Genomic DNA, 23,218 nt, shown 5'->3' with positions numbered 1-23,218 from the left:
ATGGATTGCGCCATCATCACCCCCATCGGCCCCGGCCACCGCGCGCTGTTCGAGGAAAGCTGTGCGCCTTCCGTCGAGACCGCGATCGGCTTTTCCAAGGGCCCGTTCGACCGGATCCATCACTACGCGATGGACGACACGCAAGGGCTTCACGGCCGCTCGGCACGCCGCAACGCCGCGATCCGGCAGGCACAGGAGGCGGGCGTCGCGTGGATCTTCTTCCTCGATGCGGATGACGTGCTGACCCCGAATGCGTTCGAGGCTTTCGGCGCGCGCCTTACCGAGGAGCCTGATCTCGACGCGCTTTGGGGTCTGATCTGCGAATTCGACGCGGCGGGCGAGCCCCAGCTGCGCGACGGTCAACCGGCCGAGATTTCCGCCTATGCGGAATTTCTCGCCACCCCGCCCTTCTTCGCGGTTCAGATCGGCGCCTTCATCCGCACCGAATTGGTCGCGCGCTTCGGCTTCGATGAAGCGATGGATACGGGCGAGGATTACAAGCTCTACCTGCAGCTCTGGCAGACCGGGAATTGCGCGAAACGCCCCGAGATCTTCTTCGTCAATCGCCGCGACCAGCACTCCACCGGTCCACGCTCTGCAACCGGGGCCGATTGGGCCCGGCAGGTCGAGCGGATGTGGGCCGACGCGGTCGAACGCGATCCGGTTTGGGCGCAGCTCGAACATCGGGGCGTGGCTGCGAAGATGCAGATCACCAATCCGCTCGACATCATCCAGAACACCCATCTGCAGGGGCGTTTCTTCGAGGATAGCTCGCTCGAGAAGCTGCGCGATCTGATCGGCGTGGCGCGCCCGCATATCGTCGAGGTCGGCGCGAATATCGGCAATCACGTCGTTTGGTATGCGCAGCACTTGGACCCGGCGCGCATCTATCCGGTGGAGCCGAACCCCGCCGCCTTGACCCTTCTGGAAGGCAATATCGCCGCAAACGGGATCGAAGACCTGATCGACCGGCGCGGGATGGGCTTCGGCGTCGGACGCGCGGAAGGTAGTTTCCGCGCCGAGACGACGGAAGAAAACAACCTCGGGGCTACGACACTGGTCGCCGATGAGGCGGGCGAGTTGAAGGTCGTGACGCTGGATGCGCTGATGATCGATGCCCGCGCCGATTTCCTCAAGATCGACGCCGAGGGGATGGAGCTCGATGTGCTCGCCGGAGCCGAGGCGCTGATTGCGCGCGACCGCCCGCTGATCTGGGTCGAGACCCGCCGCGACAATCTCCTCGCCTTCGCGCAGGAGTGGTGCCGCGCGCATGACTACGTGCTGATCGACAGCGTATTCTACGTCCACTCGATCGACTACTTCGCCATTCCGAGGGAACGCGCATGACCCAGACAACCCTCTCGCGCAGAGACCGGCGCGCCCGGGCCGCCAAGGCGTCGAAGTATTACGGCATCGCTGATGGCGCCGCGGCACTGACGATGCACGAAGCCTATGAGGCGCTGGCTGCGGCCGACGGCCCGAAAGCCGCGCGACTGGCGCATGAGGTCAGCCAGACGCATCCGGCCAACCGCCATCCGTGGCTCGTATTGGGCACTGTGGCGCTGGATCGCCGCGAGACCGAGGCGGCGGCGCAGTTCTTCGACCGCGCGCTGCTGATTGCGCCCACCGATGCGATGGCGTTAGCGGGGCTGGCCAAAGCGCGGGTCCTGAAGGCCGACATCTTCGCGGCCATCGATCTGTTCGCGCAGGCGATCGAGCGTGGCAGCGAAGACGTCCCGATGGCCCGCCTTTATGCCGATCTGATGGGGCGGCTCGACCGGTCGACCACGGCCGGACAAAATCTGCGCAAGATGGCTCAGCGCATGAAAACGGCCGAGATCTGGCTCATCACCGCCGACGCCTTTGCCACCGGCGAAAGCAACGGCGAGGCCGCACCGGCCTACGAGGAAGCCGCGCGTCTCGCCCCGCAGCCCCTTTCCCACCGGATCGGCCTGCTCAAGGCGAAACTCTTCCGGCAGGACTATCAGGGCCTCATCGCCGGAGCCGACGCCCTGCTGTCCGAGCTTGAGGAAACGAACGCGCATCGAGACGACGTCGTGACCCTGCGCATGGCCGCGCTGCGAGCGCATGGCGATATTCCGCGCGCGCTCGAGACGCTCTCGCATCGCTTCCAGGATCCGGCCCAGTTTCAGCGTGCCCTCGGGTTCTCCGCCAATTGCCACCTCGACCGCGAGGCGTTCCATGAGGCGCATATTGCCTTCCGGGAGGCGCTGCATCTTGTCGATGGTGGCGGGCTCTGGGTGAAGCGCGCCTATGGCACCTTCCTGATGGGTCAGGGCGATTTCGCTGGCGGCGCGCCTTACTACGCGGGACGTCAACCCGAGGCGAACCGCCGCCGTATTCCCTACGAGAACTCCGAACCCGATCGCCTCGCCGCGCGCGAGCGTCTCTTTCTGGTCGACGAGCAGGGGATCGGCGATCAGCTTGCGCTACTGCCGATCATCGACCGAGCCCCCCTCCCCCCTGAGGCGAAGGTGACTTTCGTGGGCGAGGCAAGGATGAAGCCGCTGATCGAGCGCTGCGGCCTTGGCGTCGATTTCGCGGAGACCACCGAGGTCGACAAGATGAACGTCGCGCCGGAAGAGATGATCTTCGTGGGCGATCTGGTGCGCTATCTCAGCGTCGAGGCGCTAGCGGAACAGCCGCTTGGCGGCTATTTGCGCGCGGATGCCGCGCGGGTCGAGGCGATCCGCGCCCGCTACCGCGAGATGGCGCAAGGCGGCCCGGTCGTTGGCATCGCCTGGCACAGCAACGACCCGATCACCGGCGCGCATCGCTCCCTCGCGCTCGAGACCCTGCTGACGGCGCTCCCCGAGGGTTCGCTGGTGGTGAACCTGCAATATGGCGACCGGGAAGCAGAGCTTGCACAGGCCGCCCGCACGCGCCCCGATCTGACGCTTTTCGACGATCCAGAGATTGACCAGCTCGCCGATCTCGACGGGTTCGCGGCGCAGATCATGGCGCTCGACCGGGTGGTGAGCATCGACAACACCACCGCTCATGTCTGTGGCGCGTTGGGGCATCCCGACAGCCATGTGCTGATCCCGAAAGGGGCGGCTTGCATGTGGTATTGGGGGCGTCACGGAAGCCCGGATCGCTGGTACGGCAATCTGCAGCTTCATCGTCAGACGCAACTTGGCGACTGGAGTGGTCCGCTCTCCGAGATCGCCAAGCTTTAAGGGCCGCTCAGGACCGGGGGCTTACGCGCCCTCGCCATTCCCCTCTTCGGGAAGCGGCACGTCGAACCCCGCCTCCAGAAGCAGCCGATAGGTTTCTGCGAAGGCCCGCATCGATCCAAGCTGCTCCGCTTTTCGCTGCGAGAAGAAGACCGTCGCGCTTTGGTGGAACCGGATCGCGGCATCCGTGTCGGGATCCGCGCCGGGGCGATAGGCGCCCACCCGGATCAGATCCTCCATATCGGCATATTTCCCGAGCGCGCGCCGGGCCGCCTGCATGATGCGATACTCGGCATCGGTGTGGCAGTCAGGCAGCATCCGCGAGATGCTTTTCTGCACGTTCACCGCCGGGTAGCGGTCCTGCTCGGCGATGTGGCGGTCGAGCACGATATGACCGTCCACGATCCCGCGCACGGTGTCAGCGATGGGCTCGTTCATGTCGTCGCCATCCACCAGAACCGTGTAGAGCCCGGTGATGTCGCCCGCCCCTTCGACGCCGGGCCCGGCCCGTTCCAGCAGATGCGGCAGCTCGGCAAAGACGGTCGGCGGGTAGCCCCGGGTGGTCGGCGGCTCGCCCCCGGAGAGACCAATCTCGCGCTGCGCCATCGCGAAGCGGGTAACGGAATCGATCAGCAGCAGCACCTGCTTGCCCTGATCGCGGAAATGCTCGGCCACGGCGGTGGCGGTCCAGGCTGCCTGACGGCGCAGCAAAGGCGGCTCGTCGCCCGTGGCCACCACGACGACCGCGCGCGCCATCCCCTCGGGGCCGAGATCGTTCTGGATGAAGTCCTGCACTTCGCGACCCCGCTCGCCCACGAGGCCGATCACGATCACATCCGTATCGGTGTTGCGCGCGAGCATCGCCATCAGGGTCGATTTCCCAACGCCCGATCCCGCGAAGACGCCCATGCGCTGGCCCCGGCAGATCGGGGTGAAAATGTCGAAAACCTTGATCTGCGTCTCCAGCTTCGCGCCGACCCGCTTGCGGTCGAAGGCACGCGGCGGGGCAGCCTTGAGGTCGCGCGCCGTCTCGCCCGGGGCCCAACCCGTGCCGCTGCGCACCGGGCGGCCCAGCGCATCCACGACCTGACCGATCCAGCTTTCATCGGGATGGATCAGATCGCCGTGCTGATCGAGTTCGACCCGATCTCCCACCGAGACGCCATCCCAGCTGCCGAACGGCAAAACGCGGGTCCCGGCCTCGTTCAGCCCCACCGCCTCGGCCAGCACCGGACCACGCCGCCCGTGCACGATGCACCGCTGACCGATTCCCATCGCGCGCTCGAGCCCGACGACAGTCAGCGACAGGCCGGTGACCGAATGGACATGGCCGACAATTCTTGCCTCGTCGGCCTCATCAACCGCATAATTCAAGGAAGAAAAAATCGTATTCACAAGGATAAACCCTACCAATCCATTCTCATACCGATATACTATCCATGAAAACGGAGCGATCCAACGTGAAACTTGATACGATATCCTTTTTTAACCTCGCATCGGATCGGATGCAGTGGCTTGCGGCCCGCCAGAAGGTGCTGGCCGAAAACATCGCCAACGCCGACACGCCGAATTATCGCGCGCGGGATGTGACCGACTTCCAGAGCTTCCTCGAGAAGAGCGACGCGAACCGCTCGGCGGGCGGCCCGCTGCACGAAACCACGGTCGAAACCATGGGCGGCAGTGGCGCTTGGGACAGCAGCCTCGACGGCAACGACGTGGCGCTGGAACAGCAATCCGTGATGGCGAGCGAGAATGCCGATCAATACCGGCTGGCGGCGAACCTCTATCGCAAGGCCTATCAACTTCTCAATGCCGCCAGCGGCAAGGAATAACGAGCGGAGACGACCATGAGCATGGACCCTCTGAAATCAATCGGTGCGATCGCGGCAAGCGGGTTGCGGGCACAAGGGGAACGGCTGAAGGTCGTCTCCGAAAACGTGGCCAACGCGGATTCGACCGGCTCGACGCCGGGCGCGGATCCGTATCGCCGCAAGACCATCTCCTTCGGCGAGCTGGTCGATGACGCCTCGGGCGCCTCGATGGTCGATGTGACCGATGTCGGCCGCGACACGTCGGATTTCGTGCTGAAATACGACCCTGCTCATCCGGCCGCCAATGCCGACGGCTTCGTGAAACTGCCGAACGTCAATCCGATCATCGAGATGAGCAACATGCGCGAAGCGGCGCGAAGCTACGAAGCCAACCTGAACATGCTCGAGACCGGCCGCCAGATGCGCCGCGAGATGATCGACCTCCTGAAATAGGTGAAGCATGAGCGATCCAGTCCTCTCCAATGCAGCGATCCGGGGCGCCTATGGCGCCTCGCGCAGCCTGAGCGGCGGCCCGGCCTCCGCACATGAAGCCAAATCCGCCGGGCAGAGCTTCGGCGACATGCTCAAAGGCGCCGCCGAAGAGGCGGTGCAGACGATGCGCGCGGCCGATACGACCGCGCAGGCAGGTCTGACCGGGCAGGCAAGCACGCAGCAGGTTGTCGAGGCGACCATGGCGATGGAATCCACCGTCAAGGTCACGGTGGCGATGCGCGACAAGCTGGTCGAGGCCTATCAGGAAATCATGCGGATGCCGATCTGAGGCAGGCGGGGGCGACATGGAAGAAGCCGATGTCTATGCGATCATGTCGGACACGATCTGGACGATCCTTATGGGGGCCGGCCCTATTCTTGCGCTCGCGCTGATCGTCGGCCTCGGCATCGCGATCTTTCAGGCGCTGACCCAGGTTCAGGAGATGACGCTGACCTTCGTGCCGAAGATCGTCGCGATCTTCGTCGGTCTCGTGCTTGCCCTGCCCTTCATCTACGCAACGCTGTCGCATCTGTCGGACACCGTCTTCGATCTCATCATGAACGGGCCCGCGTGATGGCGCGGGCGGGGTGGTTTCAATCCCTGGCGGCGCTTGCGATTGCGAGCCTCGCCGCGACAGGCCCCGCACGGGCCGAAGGCTGGGCGGGGTTCTACACCTCGAGCCGCCCGAGCGTGCCCGAGGCAACGACGCCCCTCCCCTCCACCTTCGGCAATGACCAGCAATGCCTGCGCCAGATTTTCGCGGCGCAGGACCGCTACGGCATCCCCGACAACCTGCTGCTCGCGATCGGCCTGCAGGAGGCAGGGTATCGCAACGAGGGCCGTCTGACCGTCTGGCCGTGGAGCGTGAATGCCGCGGGCGAAGGGCGCGTGTTCGACAGCCGCGAGGCGGCGATGGCGTGGGTTCACCAGAAGCAGGCCGCGGGGGTCACCTCGATCGACACGGGCTGCATGCAGGTGAACCGCAAGTGGCACCCCGACGCGTTCGACTCGCTGGCGCAGTCCTTCGATCCGGCGGCGAATGTGGATTATGCCGCGCGATTTCTGGTCGATCTGCACCGGCGGACGGGGGATTGGTGGATTGCCGCGGGCTCCTATCACTCCTTCACCCCGGAGGCGCGCCAGACCTATCTGACCGCGCTGAAACGCAATCTCGCGGTGGCGCAGAAACGTGGCGATTATTTCGTCCAGCTCGCAGGCGCCGCCCCCGTTGATGCGCCCGCGCCGAGCACCTCGCCGCGCCCCGCGCGCCGGAAACTGCCCGTCTTCTGGTCGGCCGACCTGACGGCGGATCAGGACATGCGGCTGTCGATCTATTCGACCAATGACCTGCAACCCGTGCTTCCCAATTTCACGCGAACGAATTGAGCGACGGATGAGCCAAAATCAGACCAGTTTCGGCAAGAACCTCGTAGGGCTTGGTATCAAGAACCGCGATATCGGCTTCGCGATTGGCGTGACGCTGATCCTCGGGATGCTGTTCGTTCCGCTGCCACCGATCATCCTCGATTTCGGCCTCGCAATTTCGCTGTCGCTGTCGGTGCTGATCCTGATGGTGGCGCTGTGGATCCCGAAGCCGCTGGAGTTCAACTCCTTCCCGACGCTGCTGCTCGTGGTGACGATGCTGCGGCTGTCGCTCAACATCTCCTCGACGCGGCTCATTCTGAGCCAGGGCCATACCGGGCCCGGCGCGGCGGGCGGCGTCATTGAGGGGTTCTCGCGCTTCATCGTGGGCGGGGATTTCGTGATCGGGATCGTGATCTTCGCGATCCTCGTGGTGATCAACTTCGTCGTCATCACCAAGGGCTCGACCCGGATCGCCGAAGTCTCCGCGCGTTTCTCGCTCGATGCGATGCCGGGCAAGCAGATGGCGATCGACGCCGATCTCGGCGCGGGGCTGATCGACGAGGTGGAGGCCAAGCGCCGCCGCAAGGAGCTGGAGGACGAGAGCGGCTTCTTCGGCGCGATGGACGGTGCGTCGAAATTCGTGCGCGGCGACGCGGTGGCGGGGATCATCATCACGCTGATTAACGTGGTCGGCGGGATTCTGATCGGCGTCGTCCAGCACGGGCTGAGCGTCTCTCAGGCGGCGGGCAATTACACCGTGCTGACGATCGGCGACGGGCTTGTGACGCAGATCCCGGCGCTGGTGGTCTCGCTGGCGGCGGGCCTGATCGTCACGAAAGGCGGCACCGAGGGCGCGGCGAACGAGGCGGTGCTGGGGCAGCTTTCGAACTTCCCCAAGGCGCTCTACATGGCGGCGGTGCTGCTATTCGGGATCGGCCTGCTGCCGGGCTTCCCCATCGTGGTGTTCTTCGCGCTGGCCGGGCTGCTCGCCGGGCTGGGCTATGTGATGCAGGAGCAGGCCGCCCTGCGCGCCAGCGACGAGGCGGCGGCGGAGGCCCGCGCGGCCCAGATGGAAGAGACCTCGGCAGAGACGACGCAGCAGCAACTCAAGCTCGACGAGCTGCGCCTCAGCCTCGGCGCAGGACTGGTGCCGCTGATCTCGAGCATGGATGCCGCCCTGCCCGGCAAGGTCAAAAGCCTGCGCAATCTCTTCATGAAGGATTACGGCTTCGTCTTACCCTCGGTGCGCATCAAGGACGACCCGATGCTGCCGACGAACAGCTATTCGATCCTCGTGCAGGGCGTCGAAGCGGCGAAAGGCGAGCTGCGCCCCAATCTGGTGATGGTGATCGACCCGTCCGGCGATCAGGTGAAGCTGCCCGGCGAGCGGATCAAGGAACCAACTTTCGGGCTGAGCGCGGTCTGGATCGATCCGGCGCGCGCCTCCGAGGCCGAACAGCAGGGACATACGGTCGTCGACCCCGAGAGCGTGATCACCACTCACCTCACCGAGATCATCAAGGAGCATATGTCCGAACTGCTCACCTATGGCGCGGTGAAGAAACTTCTGGCCGAGCTGGACCGCGACTACCAGAAACTCGCGAGCGATATTTCCAACTCCGCCCCGGAGATTCTGCTGCAACAGGTGCTGCAATCGCTGCTGGCCGAGCGTATTTCGATCCGCAATCTGCCGCTGATCATCGAGGCGGTGGCTGAAGCCGCGCCGTCGAGCACCAACCCCGCCGTCATCACCGAGCGGGTCCGCGCCCGCCTCGCGAACCAGATCTGCCGTGCGCTGGCGGATGGTTCGGGCTTCGTGCCGGTGCTGACCATGTCGGGCGCGTGGGAGCATGAATTCGGCGAGGCGGTGAAGATCAACGGCAAGGAGCGAACCTTCCTGATGTCGCCGCAGCGCGTGCAGGAATTCGTTTTGGAGGCCCGTCAGGAAATCCAGCGCCACGCGGCACGCGACGAATGGCCCGCGCTGATGGTCGCGCCAGAAGTGCGTGGCTATGTCCGCTCGATGCTCGAACGCGTGAGCCCGATGACGCAGGTGATCTCGCATAACGAGGTGCACCGGAAGGCCGCGATGAAGACGGTCGGGACGATCGGGGCCTGAGGGGTGAGCGGGCTGAGCGCATTTCTCGACGGGCAGCTCTTCGGCTATCTGATCGTCTTCGCCCGGCTGGGCAGCGCGTTGATGTTCATGCCGGGCTTCGGCGAGATGCAGGTGCCGACCCGCAGCCGTCTGGCGATGGCGGTGGTGTTCAGCCTCGCGCTTTACCCCGCGACGCCGGTGATGCCGATGCAGCCCGACAATCTCGTGACCTTCGCCATCTACCTTGGCCTCGAGGTGACGACGGGCCTCTGGATCGGGCTGACGGCGCGGGTGCTGTTCAGCGCGCTGCAATTCGCGGGCCATCAGGCCGGGCAGGTCTCGGGCCTAGCCAACGCTTTCGCGCCCAGCCTCGGATCTTTCGAGGGCTCCACCATGATCGCGAGTTTCCTGCTGATCTCCGGCGTTGCGCTGATCTTCGTCACGAACACGCATCACATCATCATCCGCGCGCTGCTCTATTCCTACGACGTCTTCCCGCCGGGCACGCTGCTGCTGGGCGACATGGCGAAGCAGATCGTCAAAGCCGCATCGGCCAGCCTCTATATCGGGGCGGCGATCGCGGCCCCGTTCTTCGTCATGGGGCTGATCTTCAACCTCGGGATGGGGCTTGCGAACCGGATGATGCCCGCGCTGCCGGTCTTCTTCGTCGCAGCGCCCGCGCTGATCGCGTCGGGCCTGCTGATCCTCGCGGCGGCCTCGCCCAGCATGCTGCATGTCTTCCTCGGCCAGTTCACCGACTGGCTCGGCACTTTCGTCATACCCTAAGGAGCGCGCCGTGGCCGAAGGCGACGAACAGGACAAATCCTCGAAGACCGAAGAGCCGACAGACAAGCGGCTGAAATCGGCGCGCGAGAAAGGCGACGTGCCCTCCTCGCGCGAGACCGGCAACATGATGTCGGTCTTCTCGCTGCTGCTCATCGTGGTGTTCGTCCTTCCGGTTGTCGCGGGCCGCGCAATGACGTCGCTCGGTCAGGTCTTCTCCGGCGCGGGTCAGGTGAAGATCGGCCAGGGGTCGGCAGGCGCGCGCGATATCGGCGACATCCTCAGCCTGCTTTTCGGCGAGATCGCCGGTTGGGCCGCCCCGATCTTCGGCGTGATGCTTCTGGCCGCGCTGTTCGGCGTGTTGATCCAGGGCGAGACCGTGGTCTCGTCCGAACGCATGAAGCCGAAACTGTCGAAGCTCTCGCCGCTCGCAGGGCTCAAAAAGATGTTCTCGCCCGGCGCGCTGGTCGAGTTCGCGAAGAGCATCACCAAGGTTCTGGTCATCGGCGCGCTCGCGCTCTGGGTCGCCAAACGCGCGGTCACCGGAATCTGGCAGGGCGAGAATTTCCTGCCCGAGCATATCCCCAGCTACGCGGCCCATTGGGCAAGCTGGCTGCTGAGCGCGGCGATGGTGTTTCTCGTGCCGATCACCATCGGCGATATCATCTGGAAGCGGTTCGAGTGGCGGCGAAAACTGCGCATGTCGCTCAAGGAAATCCGTGACGAGATGAAGGATTCCGAGGGCGATCCGCAGATCAAGGGCCGCCGCGCGGAGATCGCGCGCCAGCGGGCCCGGCAGCGTATGGCGCAGGCGGTGCCGACCGCGAGCGTGATCGTGACGAACCCGACGCATTACGCCGTCGCGCTGAAATACGAACAGGGCAGCGACGCCGCGCCGGTCTGCGTCGCGAAAGGGGCCGATGCCGTGGCCGCCCGCATCCGCCAGATCGCGCGCGAGAACGAGGTGCCGATCGTCGAGAACAAGCCCCTCGCCCGCACGCTGCACGCCACGATCGACGTGGATGACACGGTGCCGATCGAGCATTGGCAGGCGGTCGCGGAGATCATCGGCTACGTCATGGACCTGCGCCGCAACATCCGGCGCGCGCCGCCGAAGGGCTCGGTGCTGCGGGTCGACGAAGACTAAAAAAGGGGGCTGCGCGCCCCCTTTCCCCAATCAGCAACAACTGCGCGGCGCGGCACGGCCATGACGCCCGCGCGGTTCAGTTGAGCTTGACGTTCACCAGCTTCTGGTCGCCCGGCAGCTTCGAACGTTCGAGAATGATCTTGGAGACCGCCCGCGCGCGCACCGGGTTCATCTCGGCCATGATCGGGGCGACGTCGCGCTCCTTCATCGTGGCCAGCACCATGACCGTCACCTCGATATCGAGGTCGTTCATGATCGACGCCGCCGCCGCGGGCTTCATGTTCTTGTAGATCGACACGAGGCGATCGACGTCTGCGGTATGCGATTTGCCGACTTGGTCGAGCAGCTTGGTCACCTTGTCCTTCAACTCGGTCAGATGCTGCGACTGGGTGTCGAGACCCTGCTTGGCAAGCTCGATCTCGGCGCTGCGGGCGTCGAGTTTCTTCTTCTGCTCGGCGAGGAGGTCGCGCTCCTGACGCACGGACATCAACAGCTCTTCCGGCGTCGGGCCGCAGCCGCCGGTCGCATCGGCGGAGGCATCGCTCGCCGGCGTCGCGGCGGCATCCTTCTCCGCTCCGCTTGCAAGCGCGGCCTGCAACAGCGAATCCGGGAAAGGGATCATGTCGGCGGGAAGGCTGGTCGCGAGTTTCGCACCGCCAGAGAGTAGCAATACGCCCACGAGAACCTGAAGGGGGCGGTTCTTTACCATTGGCCCTGCGCCTCCCGGCGCACGCGGGTCTGCTCGAAGAAGCTTTTGACCAGTTCGGCCTTGCCGGTCACGCGGGTCAGCCCCATCGGCGCTTTCGGCGCGGCGCGGCGCGAGTTGAAGGTCAGGGCGGGCGCGGCCTCTTGCGCAGGTGCCGGTTCGGGCGCGGGCGCTTTCTGCGCCTCGGCCACGGCGTCCTTCATCTCCTCGACGGAGAGTTGCGACTTGTCCACGGCTGCGGAGAAGGCCGCGACGAGCGGCTCCATCTCTTCGAGAACGAGCATGAGCTTCTTCACCCGCCGCGTGATCACCACGCCATAGGCCATCAGCCCGACAAGAGACACGAGAATAATCGCGTTAATCAGCATCGACATCATTGCTCCACTCGTCCTTTCCCATGAGGTTCGCGGTCACTTTCAGTGCCATCGACCCGTTTTGCTTCTTGCCCATTTCACCCTCGAGAACCGGGCTCCCGGCACAGAGCAGGAGAACCGAATGGGTATCGTCGATCCCGAGATCGAGCGTGTCGCCGACTTTCCAGTCCAGAATCTCGCGCATCGGCACCACCAGCTCGTGCAGCTGCGCGGTAAGCGCCACCGACGACCCTTCGATCTTCTGCTTCAGCTGTGTGCGCCACGAGCTGTCCGCCCCGAGCCGATCCCCGAAGAAGATCTTGGTGAGCAACGGGCGCACCGGTTCCAGCGTCGAGTAAGGCAGGATCAGGTGGACCTCGCCGTGGTAGCCTTCGAGGCTGACCTTGAGCGGCACGCGGACCGTGGGGCTGTTGGGCTGGGCGATGTTGGCGAATTGCGGATTGCTCTCCATCCGGTCGACCTGGAAGGAGACCTCGCAAATCTGCCGGAAACCCACCGCCATATCGGCAAGGATACGTTCGGCCACCTGCTCGCCCATCCGGCGCTCGATCGTCGTGAAACCGTGCTTGGCATCCTTCGCCCGGCCCGACGGCTGTCCGCCCAACATCAGTTCGAGCGCAGAGAACAGGAAGACCGGATCCTGCGAAAGGATGAACTGGTCATCCCAAGGATCGGCCTGCGCAACCGCGATCAAACCATGCTTGGGCAGACTTTTCATCGCGTCGGCGAAGGGCAGGTATTCGACCTCGCCCAGCGTCACGTCCAGCACCGAGCCGGTCAGCGACTTGAGCGAGCTGGAGAAGGACAGCACGAAGCGCTCGAAGATCACGTCCAGCATCGGCAGACGCTCGTAATTGAGCATCGACATGCGGATGATCTCGTCTTCGACCTCTGCCGTTGTCGTGGCCGCCATCGCCATGTCCGCCTGCTCCGCCATCGTCACTGCACCACCAGATCGCTGATGAGAATTTCGCTCGGCGTGTCATTGCCCACGACCGCGCGGGCGCGCTTGAGCAGTTCCGCCTTGAGCTTGATGAGGCCGATGCTGCCGCGCAGGTCCTCGACCGTCATCTGACGCAGGAACCCGGTGAAGGTGTCGCGGATGAAGGGCTTCTTCTCGGCCATCTTGGCCTCGGCATCCGGCGATTCGGGATAGACCAGCGCGAGGTGAATCTTGAGGTAGCGCGCAGCGGGCGTGCCGTCTGCGGTCGTCTCGGTGATGTTCACCACGATGTCGTCGAAATCCAGCAGCGCATCCGCGCCAGCTGCGCCCGAGGCGCCATGCCCGGCCGGCTCTGCAGCGCCTCCTCCGGTGAGCGCCGAGACGCCGCCGAAGGCCACGAAGCCACCGCAGAACATGGCCACGACCGCGAGCGCACCCGCCGCCATGACGAGACGCTTATGGTCGCGCAACGTCCGCCAGCGCGTTTCGGGCGCCTCGGCAACCTCTTCTTCATCAATGGCCGCATCAATCATCGGCTATCGCGCCTCTCTTTGTCGAATTTAAAGATAAAACCCGATCTTCACTGGACATCGTGAAGTATATACATCCGTACTTTACTTGCAATACAAAGATAGAATACCATCTACGGGATAAATTAAGAATAACTGGTGTTCGCCGTGCAGCAATTCTTGCAGAACCTTCAATCCTTGGGACGACGCAAGCTCCTGATGCTTGGGGCTGTCGGTGTCGTCAGCGTTCTCGCGCTGGTCTTCGGCCTCTCCGTCGTGACGGCCCCGAGCTACAAGCTGCTCTACAGCCAGCTTTCACCCTCCAGCGCCGCCGGAATCGTCGACACGCTCGAACAGGCGGGATTCAAGACGCAGCTTTCCGCAGACGGCAGCGCCGTGTCGGTTCCCGAGGGCGATATCGCCCGCGCCCGCATGGCGCTGGCCGAGAAGAACCTGCCCGTGGATGGCGAACCCGGCTGGGAGTTGTTCGACAATGCGAGCGGCTTCGGCATGAACACCTTCATGCAGCATGTGAACCGGTTGCGCGCGATGGAGGGCGAGTTGGCACGCTCGATCCAGACCATCGACGGGGTGCGCAGCGCCCGCGTCCATCTGGTTCTGCCCGAGCGCGAAGCCTTCTCGCGCACCAGCCCCGATCCGAGTGCTAGCGTCATCGTCCGCGCCGCTTCTTCTCGCGGGATCAGCCGCAAGGAGGCACTGGCGATTCGCAACCTGATTGCGGCGGCAGTTCCCAATCTCGACGGCAACCGGGTGACCGTGCTCTCGGCTAGCGGCGAGACGATCCTCGCGGAGAATTCCGACGCGGCCGGGCAAGCGACGCTGCAGTCGAACAAGGCCGCGACCGAAGACCGGATGGCGCGCTCGATCGAGCAGATCCTGACGGCGCGCGTCGGCGCGGGGAACGCCCGCGTGCAGGTCAATGTCGATCTGTCCAACCAGCGCGAAGTCGTGGTGCAGCAAAGCTTCGATCCCGATCAGCAGGTCGTCCGTTCCACCCAGAACAATGCCGAGCAGCAGAAGGGCGTGCAGAACGGCGATTCCGGCGTGAACACCGGCAACAACATCCCCGGCGCGCTTGGCGGTCCGGGTGCGAGCAGCACGACCGACAGCCGCAGCAAGAACGGCGAGTCGGTGCAATACGAGATCGGCAACACCCGGCGCGAGACCACGACCGAAGCCGGTGCGGTGCAACGCGTCTCGGTCGCCGTGCTGGTGAACGGCATCTACAACGTGCAGGACGACGGGTCGCTGAAATACGAACAGCGCTCGCCGGAAGAAATCGCCCGCCTCACCGCGCTGGTGAAATCGGCGATCGGCTATGACCAGAACCGCGGCGACACCGTGTCGGTCGATAGCCTGCGCTTCATCGACTACTCGATGGAGGTCGGCGGCCCGGTTGGCCCGACGCTGATGCAGCGCCTGTCGAACAATATCGTCTCGATCCTGCGCTGGGTCTTCGCCCTGCTGATCGTGGTCGCCGTGCTTGTCTTCGGCCTGCGCCCCCTGCTGAACCGGGCCGACCGCGAACGCGCGCGGCTGAGCGAGGCGACCGGCGCAGGGGCGCTCGCAGCCCCCGAGGGCGAGGCGGAAGCAGCGACCCCCGCGAGCAACAACCTGCCCGCAACGCCCGCCAACGCCGTCGCACCCCGCACGCAGGAGGCCGCCGAGCCCGCAGCCCCCGTCCAACGTGCGGAGCGCTATGACCCCGCCGGGGACGAGGAGCTGATCACCAATTTCGCGATCAGCGGTGCGATCCTGAAGCGCAAGGTCTCCGCGATCCAGAAGATCGCCGAAGACGAGCCGCAAGAGGCCCTCAAGGTCCTGCGCGGCTGGCTGTTGAACGAGGCGTGAGATGACGGTTTTCCAGCGCGATTTCGATGAAGAGCTGCAGGCGGAAGATGCCCGCCGCGCCGCCGAACGGCTGAAGGTGTTCACCCAGGCCGATCTCGATGCCGCAGCGGCGGCTGCGCGCGCCGAGGGTTTCGAGGCGGGCCGTGCGCAGGGGCGCAATGAGGCCAGCGCCGAGATCATGGCATCGCTCGAGGCGCGCCAGACCGAGGCGCTGGAGAAATTCGCCCCCGAGATCGTGACGCTTTTGGGCAATCAGCTAGCCCATCAGGCCGCGCTGGAGCGGCACCTTTGCGGCTTCGCGCTGCGCGTTTGCGAGAAGGTCTTCCCCGAATTCATCGAGAGCTGCTCAACCGCGCGGGTCGAGACGCAGATCCGGCGGGCGATGGAAATCGCGCTGCGCAAACCAAGCCTCACGATCCGCCTCTCCCCCGCCAATGTCGCAGGGCTGACACCGGTGATCGAGACCAGCGCCGGGCCGAACAGCCCCGCTCTGAACATCGTCGCGGACCCGGCGCTTGCCGATGGCGACATCCATGCCGACTGGGATGACGGCGTGATGGATTACAGCTTCGAGACGGTCTGCCGCAGCATCCTCATCGCTCTGCGCCAGACCGTCTCGCCCCAAGCCACACCAATCAGGAAAGCCGTGTAAATGTCCGACAACGATACGCCCGAATCCACGCAACCGCCTGAGACGCCGGAAACCGAAGCGCAGCCGACGCAGGACGAAGCCCGCGCTGCTGCGGCGGAGACCCTACTGCACAGCCTCGCCAGCAAGCAGGCTGCGAGCGACGGTGACGGGCAGAACGTCAACGCGATGCTCAATGTCGGGCTCTCGGTTCAGATCGTGCTGGGCCAGAGCCGTATCCCGATCTCGCAGCTTCTCAACCTGAGCCGCGGCTCGGTCATCGAGCTGGAGAAAAAGATCGGCGAGCCGGTGGACGTGGTGATCAATGACCGGCTCGTCGCGCGCGGCGATCTGGTGAAGGTTGGCGAGAACCGCCTCGGCGTCACCCTGACCGAGATCGTCAAAGACTACGTCCCGACACGATGACCACCCTCGCGAAGCGTTCTTTGACAGTGAAGGCTGGCCTGCCGCTCTTCGTTCTGACCCTCGCCGCGTCGCTTGCGTTCAGCGGCAGCGCCGAGGCGCAGGAGGCGGGCGGCTTGCTGAGCGATCTGGCGCAGGGGCTCAACAATGCCGCGCCTGGCAGCGACGCCGCCGCCAGCCTGAGCGGGCGGATCATCCAGCTGATCGCGCTGATGACCGTGCTCAGCATCGCGCCGGGCGTCCTCGTCGTCATGACCAGCTTCACCCGCTTCGTGATCGTCTTCTCGATGCTGCGCTCCGCTCTCGGGCTGAACCAGACGCCGCCGAACATGGTGCTGAGCGCGATGGCGCTGTTCATGACCTTCTTCGTGATGCAGCCGGTCTTCGACGATGCCTGGACCGGCGGGCTGCGGCCGCTTCTGAACAACACGGTGACCGAGGAACAGGCGCTCGTCGGGATCGGCGCGCCGTTCAAGGCCTTCATGTTTGCCAATACGCGCCCGAAGGATCTGAAGCTCTTCGCCGATCTCGTCCGCGACAACGAAGCGGGGCAAAACGCCGAACCCGCGCCCGAGACGCCCGCCCCGGCCACGGCGGAAGAGGCGAGCTGGCGCACCCTCGTCCCCGCCTTCATGATCTCCGAACTGCGGCGCGCCTTCACGATCGGCTTCCTGATCTACCTGCCCTTCATCGCGATCGACCTCATCGTCGCCTCGGTGTTGATGAGTGCGGGCATGATGATGTTGCCGCCGGTGATGATCTCGCTGCCCTTCAAGGTGATCTTCTTCGTACTGATCGACGGCTGGTACATGCTCGCAGGCAGCATGATGCAATCCTATGTTGCCTATGGCGGGGGCGGCTAAGCCTCGGCGCCGTCCCTATCCTTATAAAATGCCTCACCCCAAAGAATAGCGCGCGATCCTGATTGAGAATACAAGGATAGACTGCTATTCTTGTCGAGACCTCAGAACAGATCGAGCGCCGACGATGAAAACCTCCCGGGATTACAAGAAACTTCGTGGCCCCGAGAAGGCGGCGATCCTTTTCCTCTGCCTTGGGGAGAAGCATGGCGCCGGGCTGATGCAGAGGCTCGACGATTACGACATCCACTCGATCACCCACGCGATCTCGTCTCTGGGCACGATCCCCGCCGATGTCGTGGAAGAGGTGATGAGCGAGTTCATGGAAACCGCAGGCGATGGCGGCGGTATCGTCGGGTCGATGGAAATGGCCCAAAGCATGCTCAAGGGGTTCCTGCCTGAGGATCGGGTGAGCGACATCATGCAGGAGATCCAGGGCCCGCTGGTAGGCCGCAATATCTGGGAGAACTTCTCCGCGCTCAACGAACAGGTCATCGCCAATTACCTCAAGGAAGAGCACGATCAGACGGTTGCGGCGATCCTCAGCAAGGTGAAACCCGAGGTCGCCTCGAAAGTACTGCCGCTTTTGGGCGAGGAGCGCATGATGGAGGTGCTCGAGCGGATGATCGGCATCGACACCGTGCCGCGCTATGTCTTCCAGAATATCGAGGAGACGCTGCAGAAAGAGTTCATGAGCTCGGCGACGCGCAACACCGGACCGGACCCGCAGCAGCGCATGGCCGATCTCTTCAACAAGCTCGACAGCAAGCTGTTCGACGACATCACCCAGCGTCTGGAGAAGCGCATCCCGGATGCCTTCGGCGCGATCAAGGCGAAGATGTTCACCTTCGACGATCTGTGCAAGCTCGACCAGCAGAGCCTCGTCAAAGTCATGCGCGGGGTCGAAGGGCAAACGCTTCCGCTCGCCTTGCGCGGGGCCAAGAAAGAGGTGCGCGATTACTTCCTGAGCGCCCTGCCCGCCCGCTCGCGCAACATGCTGAACGAGGAAATGACTGCGATGGGCCCGGTGCGCGGGCGCGAAGTGCAAGAGGCGCAATCGGCGCTGGTGGACTATGCGCTGGAGCTGTCGCGCGATGACGAGATCCGCATCCCGCTCGACGATGACGACGTGATTATCGACTGAGACCAGCCGCGATCTGCGGCCATGCTTACCGGTAGCGCGAGGCCGAGAAGGTCGCGATCGCGGTCAGATCGAAGGTCGCGGGCACGAACTGGCCCGAGCCGCCCTGAACCGCGCCTTGCATCAGCGTCACCGCAGCACTCCCCGCGCCGTTCGTCGCGAAACTCTGCGCATCGGACACGGCGACGAAATGGGAGATCAGATTGTCGACCTCTTTAGGGTCCTTGAGCTTCGTGATGTCGAACTTGTCCTCGAAGATCTGTTTCTGCCGCTCGACATCGAGCTTCACGACGTCATTGGGGATGCCCAGAGCCGTGCGCATGAACTGTGCCGTGTCCTTGTCTTTCAGGACCGAATACCACGTTTTGACGCCATCGAGTTTCTGACGGAATTCGAGCACGGACCCGACAGTCGCGTTCTGCTCGCTCTCGCCATTGATGAACTGCTGGCTGACATATTGATCGACGATCTTGTCCTGCCACGCGGTCGAGGAGGTATTCGTATTCGCCGTCCCGCCGTTAGTGAATCCGAGCGCATCGTAGAGCTTGCGGAAGCGCGGATCGGTGAGCTTGTTCACAAGCGAGGTCTTGTCGGCGGAATCGCTCGACAGGATTTCGCGCATCATCGCCTTGCCGAACATCTGGTCTTCCAGATCGAAGGCCTTCATCACGAAGCTATAGGCGTCGTAATTGTCCACCAGATCGGCTGCAGTGTGGATATTGGCGATATTCTCGCGGAAACGGCTGATCGCGCGGGCATGTTGCGGCTCTTTCGCCAGCTGATCGAGCTGCTTGGATTGCGTCCGGTCGATCAGGTTCAGCGCGAGGCGGCTGCTCATTCCCGAAATCGTCAGCATTCTTCCCCCTCCAGCGCCACCGCCGGGCTCGCAGTTTCGGACAGGCGGGCGAACAGTTCCTCTTCGCGTCGCATGACCGGGCGCAGCGCGCTCAATGCCTTGTAGTAATCGCCCTGGGAGACCCAGTTCGCGGCCTCGAAGACGCCGCCGACCACGGGGGCACTGAAAATCGTGGCAAGATCGGCAAGCTTTTCCTGAATGACCGGCACCAGCGTGTCGCGCGTATCGGCGCGGATCAGCGCCGTCTGAATCAGGAAGTAGGCCTGCTTCACCGGGGTCGGCTCGCAGTTTTCATCCAGCAAATCTTCGGCCCGGATCACGTCGGCGGTGTTCTCGATCTGAAGCGTCTGGCGACGGTTGGCATTTCGGATCACGCATCCATTGACCACGATCCGCTCGTTCGGTTTCAACGTCAGTCGTAATGCCATGATCCGCGCCCCTTCTTATTCCGCAGCCACCGGCTCGCCAGCGTCGCCGCTGAGCCCACGGATGATGTTGCGATTCACCTCGACGAGGGGCGAGACCGTGCCACCGCCACCCATCACGACTTGCGTCTCCCGCTCGACCCAGAGCGCGAGAGAAATCAGCGCCGCTTTCAGCTCGGCGGGGAACTGGTTCGCCGGCTCCGCGAGGTCATCGCGCAGTGCGGTCCAGATGCGCTCATTCTCCCAGAGCGCGGTGCGCAGACCCTGCGCGAGGATCGCCCCCCGCCCTGCCTTCGGCGCGCCGTCATAGTCGACCATATGGGACTCAAGCTCTCCGGTGACGCGGGACAGGATGCGACGCTCGATCTGCCGCGGAGACTCGGTTTCGGAAATGGTTCGCTTATACGCGGCGACGCTCATGCAAGCTCTCCTCTCGATATTCTTTTCTTCTCTTTCGCCGAACTTAACACGACGCGGTTAAAGGCGTTTTTAAACTTTGCCAGAAAAGACAACCCAAGCGCGACAAAAGAAAAGGCCCCGCAACATACGGGGCCTTTCCATTCAGTTCATCACCACGATTTAGCGGAACAGGCTCAGAAGGTTCTGCGGACCCTGGTTCGCGATCGAGAGCGACTGCGTCGCGAGCTGCTGCTGGACCTGGTAGGACTGCAGGCGAGCCGCCTCCTTTTCCATGTCCGCATCGACCATGTTGCCGACACCGGTGTCGAGCTTGTCGGTCAGCTTGCCGAGGAAGTCCTGCTGGGATTCCAGCGACTTCTCCGCAACACCGAGCGAGGTCGCGTTGTCGATGGCCGTCGACAGGGCGCTTTGGGCGCTCGTCAGCGCGCTGGTCAGAACCGCCGCCGAACCGCTCGTGATATCGATCCCGCTCAGCGTCGCCTGAAGCGTAGAGAGATCGACCGCCTGGAAGGTCATCGACGTGGTCGCGAAGGAACCGCTTGCGCGGCTGATCCCGGTGACGACCGTCACGTTGGCCGAACCGTCGACGAGGCTGTCGCCGTTGAAGGTCGCCTGGCTGATCGTGGTGCCGATCTGATCGACGATGCTGCGCAGTTCCTTCTGGACCGCAGCATGATCAACCGCGTCGCCTTGGGCGAACGAAACACGCTCGACGAACTGCTGCGCGAGATCCTTCACCGACTCTGCGCCAAGACGTGCGGTCGAAACCGAGTTCTTGGTCAGGGTTAGACCTTCGTTGATCGACTTGTACATGCCGCTGTCGCTGTTCATCGATTCCGAGATCGAGAAATAGGCGGCATTGTCTTTCGCCGAGTTGATCTTCTTGCCGGTCGAAATGCGGTTCTGCGTGTCTTCGAGACCCTTGTTGACCCCACGGAGGGTCGCAAGAGCATTCATCGCGGAGGTATTGGTAAGAATGGACGACATTTCTAGTCACTCCTCATTCTGAAAGATATTTGTTTTCGTCTTCTGACAGAAAAACGGCGCGAGCCGTGGAGAGGAATTTTGGGCCGAAGATTAAGCGCAGGTTAACAAATGCAGGAAACCTAGAATTCCCTATCGATATGCATCTGCGGACCGTCCTGTCCTGTGACCGGTTTGCCACTCTTTCCATAGAGGCCATCGAGACTGTGCCGGTTCCGGATCTTCTCGATTTCGCGCACGATGTCCCGGGTCGCTTCGGACATTCGCGACAGCAGAACGCTATTGTCCTGCACGGCGGTCTTCAGCTGGCGGAGCTTTTCGCGCAGCGCGGGCGCGGCATCCTCAGACGCCTCCAGAAACGGCTCGATCACGGGGATCTTCAACTCGATCCGCTTCAGCAGGTCCGCCTTGCGATCATAAAGCTCGGTGACGCGGTCGAGATGCCCCGCCTCGACCGCCGCGATTTCCTCATGCAGCAGATCGAGCGTCGCATCGATATTCGCCTCGAAAGCGGCGAGGTTCGCATCATCCTCGTCGGTCAAAACGGGGCCTTCGGCGGCGATATCGCGCCGGGCCTGCATGCGCTTGCGAAAACGCGACGGGGTCTCGTCAGCCATGGTCATCTCCGTTCGAGTTGTAAGCGCCGATCATCCGCTCGACGCTCTGCGCGATCCCGGTCCGGCCGGAGGCGGCGATCTCGTCGGCGATGCCGCGTGCGAGGAAGGATTTCCACATCTCCTCGGCGTGGCCACCATCCATCCCGCCCATCTTCACGGTCTTCATCATTTCGCCCACGGCCTGCTGCAGGAAGGTCGCCTCAAAATTCTTGGCGATCTCCTTCGCATCCTGCGACTTCGCACCAGAGGCAGCAGGCGCCTTGAGCGACGCAGCTGAGAGCGACGCCTTCGACGGATCGAGCGGATTCATCAGATGATCTCCAGATCGGCATGAAGCGCACCCGCGGCCTTGATCGCCTGCAGGATCGAGATCGTCTGCCGGGCGCCGACGCCAATCGCATTGAGGCCGTCCACGAGGTCCTGAAGGCTGACATCGCCCCCTTGGAGCACGCTGAACTGGGTGCTTCGCTCTTCGACCTGCACATCCGTTTCGGGCACAACGACAGTCTCCCCGATGGAGATCGGCTTCGGCTGGCTGACCGCGTAGCTTTCCTTGACCTTCACGGTCAGGCCACCCTGGCTGATCGCAACTTGATCGATCCGCACATTCGAGCCGATCACGATGGTCCCGGATTTCTCGTCGACCACCACCTTGGCAACGGAGTCGGGCGTGACGGGCAGGTTTTCGATCATCGCCAGAAGCTCCGGCACACCATATTTGCCCTTCGCCTGCACCTCGATGGTGGAGGGGTCTAACATCTGCGCAGTATTGTGGCCGAGCTTGTCATTGATCACGCCCGCCACCCGCGAGGCGGTCGTGAAATCGGGCTCCCGCAAGGACAGGCGCACGGAATTCATCGAGTTCAATTCGAATGCGATTTCCTTCTCGACGATGGCGCCGTTCTCCATCCGCGCGACGGTCGGCACACCGTCCACGATGCTCGCCGCATTGCCCTTCGCGCTATAGCCCGCGACCGAGATCGGCCCCTGCCCCACGGCATAAATTTCGCCATCGGCCCCGACGAGCGGCGTCACGATCAGCGTGCCGCCGCGCAGACTGTCCGCATTGCCGAGCGAGGAGATCGTCACATCGATCGTCGAGCCGCGGCGTGCGAAGGGCGGCAGTTTTGCGGTCACCATCACCGCGGCCGTGTTCTTCGTCTTGATTGCATCGCCGGAGAGATTGCCGACCCCGAGCCGTTCGAGCATCCCCTCGATCGACTTCTTAGTGAAGGGGCTGCCGTTGAGGGTGTCGCCGGTCCCGTTCAGGCCGACCACGAGACCGTAGCCCACGAGCTGGTTCTCACGTACGCCTTCGAAACTGGCGATGTCCTTGATGCGAACCTGTGCGGCGGCCGGGATCGCGCAGAGCGTCCCCGCAATGACGGAGAGCGCGACGAGCACCCCACGAACCCCGGCGCGAGAAAACGACGCCCGATTACCTTTTTGGCGCAAAGAAGCAAGCATAGTTTCCTCACATCACCAGCACATTCCGCCAAATTAAAGCAAAACATAAATAGTGTCCAATATAAATCAGTACTATTCTTGACTAATCCTTTGTGGCAA

The 23,218-nt window shown here is 63.6% G+C and carries 27 protein-coding genes; 15 read left to right on the top strand and 12 right to left on the bottom strand.

Annotated elements, in window-relative coordinates; all coding sequences use genetic code 11:
- Positions 1-1,347, top strand: coding sequence for an FkbM family methyltransferase (locus tag B3D39_RS05325; RefSeq protein WP_274962876.1), 1,347 nt, complete (start codon positions 1-3; stop codon positions 1,345-1,347).
- Entirely contained in the window at positions 1,344-3,200 is a 1,857-nt protein-coding gene (locus tag B3D39_RS05320) for a hypothetical protein (RefSeq protein ID WP_274962877.1), read from the top strand. Before B3D39_RS05325 ends, B3D39_RS05320 begins: the two co-directional genes overlap by 4 nt.
- Before the next feature lie 21 nt (positions 3,201-3,221).
- On the opposite strand, the gene B3D39_RS05315 is transcribed toward B3D39_RS05320, so the two are convergent.
- Positions 3,222-4,571, bottom strand: coding sequence for a FliI/YscN family ATPase (locus B3D39_RS05315; RefSeq protein ID WP_274962878.1), 1,350 nt, complete (start codon positions 4,569-4,571; stop codon positions 3,222-3,224).
- 131 nt (positions 4,572-4,702) lie between these two features.
- Here B3D39_RS05315 and B3D39_RS05310 point away from each other — a divergent pair, with 131 nt between their 5' ends.
- Genes B3D39_RS05310 through flhB form a run of 8 tightly spaced genes read left to right on the top strand, consistent with a single transcriptional unit; the run spans position 4,703 to position 10,894 of the window.
- Entirely contained in the window at positions 4,703-5,029 is a 327-nt protein-coding gene (locus B3D39_RS05310; protein WP_414717969.1) for a flagellar basal body rod protein FlgB, read from the top strand.
- Positions 5,030-5,050: 21 nt separating this feature from the next.
- Positions 5,051-5,461 (top strand): flagellar basal body rod protein FlgC, encoded by a 411-nt coding sequence (flgC, locus tag B3D39_RS05305; RefSeq protein ID WP_083077789.1) that lies wholly within the window; start codon positions 5,051-5,053, stop codon positions 5,459-5,461.
- 7 nt (positions 5,462-5,468) lie between these two features.
- Entirely contained in the window at positions 5,469-5,789 is a 321-nt protein-coding gene (locus tag B3D39_RS05300) for a flagellar hook-basal body complex protein FliE (protein ID WP_083077746.1), read from the top strand.
- Positions 5,790-5,805: 16 nt separating this feature from the next.
- Entirely contained in the window at positions 5,806-6,075 is a 270-nt protein-coding gene (gene fliQ, locus B3D39_RS05295; protein WP_078521954.1) for a flagellar biosynthesis protein FliQ, read from the top strand.
- A complete protein-coding gene (locus B3D39_RS05290) occupies positions 6,075-6,887 on the top strand; it encodes a transglycosylase SLT domain-containing protein (RefSeq protein ID WP_274962880.1) in 813 nt (270 codons plus the stop codon). Before fliQ ends, B3D39_RS05290 begins: the two co-directional genes overlap by 1 nt.
- 7 nt (positions 6,888-6,894) lie before the next feature.
- A complete protein-coding gene (gene flhA, locus B3D39_RS05285) occupies positions 6,895-8,985 on the top strand; it encodes a flagellar biosynthesis protein FlhA (protein ID WP_286789439.1) in 2,091 nt (696 codons plus the stop codon).
- 3 nt (positions 8,986-8,988) lie between these two features.
- A complete protein-coding gene (locus B3D39_RS05280; protein ID WP_246831646.1) occupies positions 8,989-9,750 on the top strand; it encodes a flagellar biosynthetic protein FliR in 762 nt (253 codons plus the stop codon).
- 10 nt (positions 9,751-9,760) lie between these two features.
- Positions 9,761-10,894, top strand: coding sequence for a flagellar biosynthesis protein FlhB (flhB, locus tag B3D39_RS05275; RefSeq protein ID WP_274963750.1), 1,134 nt, complete (start codon positions 9,761-9,763; stop codon positions 10,892-10,894).
- Positions 10,895-10,970: 76 nt separating this feature from the next.
- Here flhB and B3D39_RS05270 read toward each other — a convergent pair whose 3' ends face one another.
- The 4 genes from B3D39_RS05270 to B3D39_RS05255 are packed head-to-tail and all read right to left on the bottom strand — an operon-like array spanning position 10,971 to position 13,450.
- Positions 10,971-11,603 (bottom strand): MotE family protein, encoded by a 633-nt coding sequence (locus B3D39_RS05270; protein WP_274963749.1) that lies wholly within the window; start codon positions 11,601-11,603, stop codon positions 10,971-10,973.
- Positions 11,597-11,974, bottom strand: a complete 378-nt coding sequence (locus B3D39_RS05265) for a hypothetical protein (protein ID WP_077701087.1) — start codon at positions 11,972-11,974, stop codon at positions 11,597-11,599. The genes B3D39_RS05270 and B3D39_RS05265 overlap by 7 nt, the downstream gene beginning before the upstream one ends.
- The gene (locus tag B3D39_RS05260; protein WP_274963748.1) at positions 11,958-12,911 is read right to left on the bottom strand and encodes a flagellar motor switch protein FliM; all 954 of its coding nucleotides are present in this window, start codon (positions 12,909-12,911) and stop codon (positions 11,958-11,960) included. The genes B3D39_RS05265 and B3D39_RS05260 overlap by 17 nt, the downstream gene beginning before the upstream one ends.
- 2 nt (positions 12,912-12,913) lie before the next feature.
- Positions 12,914-13,450 carry a flagellar basal body-associated FliL family protein gene (locus B3D39_RS05255; RefSeq protein ID WP_274963747.1) on the bottom strand — a complete coding sequence of 179 codons (537 nt, stop codon included), beginning with the start codon at positions 13,448-13,450 and terminating at the stop codon, positions 12,914-12,916.
- Positions 13,451-13,606: 156 nt separating this feature from the next.
- On the opposite strand from B3D39_RS05255, the gene fliF reads away from it, so the two are divergent.
- The 5 genes from fliF to B3D39_RS05230 all read left to right on the top strand — a co-directional run bounded on the left by fliF (position 13,607) and on the right by B3D39_RS05230 (position 18,353).
- On the top strand, positions 13,607-15,298 hold the full coding sequence (gene fliF, locus B3D39_RS05250) for a flagellar basal-body MS-ring/collar protein FliF (protein ID WP_286789438.1): 1,692 nt from the start codon (positions 13,607-13,609) through the stop codon (positions 15,296-15,298).
- Between the two features lies 1 nt (position 15,299).
- Positions 15,300-15,950 carry a FliH/SctL family protein gene (locus tag B3D39_RS05245; protein ID WP_286789437.1) on the top strand — a complete coding sequence of 217 codons (651 nt, stop codon included), beginning with the start codon at positions 15,300-15,302 and terminating at the stop codon, positions 15,948-15,950.
- On the top strand, positions 15,951-16,352 hold the full coding sequence (locus B3D39_RS05240) for a FliM/FliN family flagellar motor switch protein (protein ID WP_098409868.1): 402 nt from the start codon (positions 15,951-15,953) through the stop codon (positions 16,350-16,352).
- Between the two features lie 20 nt (positions 16,353-16,372).
- Positions 16,373-17,212 (top strand): flagellar type III secretion system pore protein FliP, encoded by an 840-nt coding sequence (fliP, locus tag B3D39_RS05235; RefSeq protein ID WP_414717968.1) that lies wholly within the window; start codon positions 16,373-16,375, stop codon positions 17,210-17,212.
- Positions 17,213-17,336: 124 nt separating this feature from the next.
- Complete coding sequence (locus B3D39_RS05230; RefSeq protein ID WP_274962039.1) at positions 17,337-18,353, top strand: flagellar motor switch protein FliG; 1,017 nt, start codon at positions 17,337-17,339, stop codon at positions 18,351-18,353.
- Positions 18,354-18,378: 25 nt separating this feature from the next.
- Here the strand turns inward: B3D39_RS05230 and B3D39_RS05225 are convergent, their stop codons facing one another.
- The 7 genes from B3D39_RS05225 to B3D39_RS05195 form a co-directional block, all read right to left on the bottom strand.
- Positions 18,379-19,206, bottom strand: a complete 828-nt coding sequence (locus B3D39_RS05225) for a DUF1217 domain-containing protein (protein WP_078540273.1) — start codon at positions 19,204-19,206, stop codon at positions 18,379-18,381.
- Positions 19,200-19,634 carry a flagellar biosynthesis repressor FlbT gene (locus B3D39_RS05220; protein ID WP_274962040.1) on the bottom strand — a complete coding sequence of 145 codons (435 nt, stop codon included), beginning with the start codon at positions 19,632-19,634 and terminating at the stop codon, positions 19,200-19,202. Before B3D39_RS05220 ends, B3D39_RS05225 begins: the two co-directional genes overlap by 7 nt.
- A gap of 15 nt (positions 19,635-19,649) precedes the next feature.
- Positions 19,650-20,051, bottom strand: coding sequence for a flagellar biosynthesis regulator FlaF (locus B3D39_RS05215; RefSeq protein WP_274962041.1), 402 nt, complete (start codon positions 20,049-20,051; stop codon positions 19,650-19,652).
- 159 nt (positions 20,052-20,210) lie between these two features.
- Positions 20,211-21,038: a flagellin gene (locus B3D39_RS05210; protein ID WP_274962042.1), complete on the bottom strand. Its 828-nt coding sequence runs from the start codon at positions 21,036-21,038 to the stop codon at positions 20,211-20,213.
- Between the two features lie 119 nt (positions 21,039-21,157).
- Entirely contained in the window at positions 21,158-21,652 is a 495-nt protein-coding gene (locus B3D39_RS05205; protein WP_098409862.1) for a flagellar biosynthesis protein FlgI, read from the bottom strand.
- Positions 21,645-21,962, bottom strand: a complete 318-nt coding sequence (locus B3D39_RS05200; protein WP_274962043.1) for a rod-binding protein — start codon at positions 21,960-21,962, stop codon at positions 21,645-21,647. The genes B3D39_RS05205 and B3D39_RS05200 overlap by 8 nt, the downstream gene beginning before the upstream one ends.
- Positions 21,962-23,056 carry a flagellar basal body P-ring protein FlgI gene (locus tag B3D39_RS05195; protein WP_274962044.1) on the bottom strand — a complete coding sequence of 365 codons (1,095 nt, stop codon included), beginning with the start codon at positions 23,054-23,056 and terminating at the stop codon, positions 21,962-21,964. The genes B3D39_RS05200 and B3D39_RS05195 overlap by 1 nt, the downstream gene beginning before the upstream one ends.
- Positions 23,057-23,218 lie beyond the last annotated feature (162 nt).

The sequence above is a fragment of the Thioclava sp. UBA3469 genome (assembly GCF_002378135.1).
Taxonomy (GTDB): Bacteria; Pseudomonadota; Alphaproteobacteria; order Rhodobacterales; family Rhodobacteraceae; genus Thioclava; species Thioclava sediminum.
This window is presented reverse-complemented; position numbering and strand designations above follow the sequence as displayed.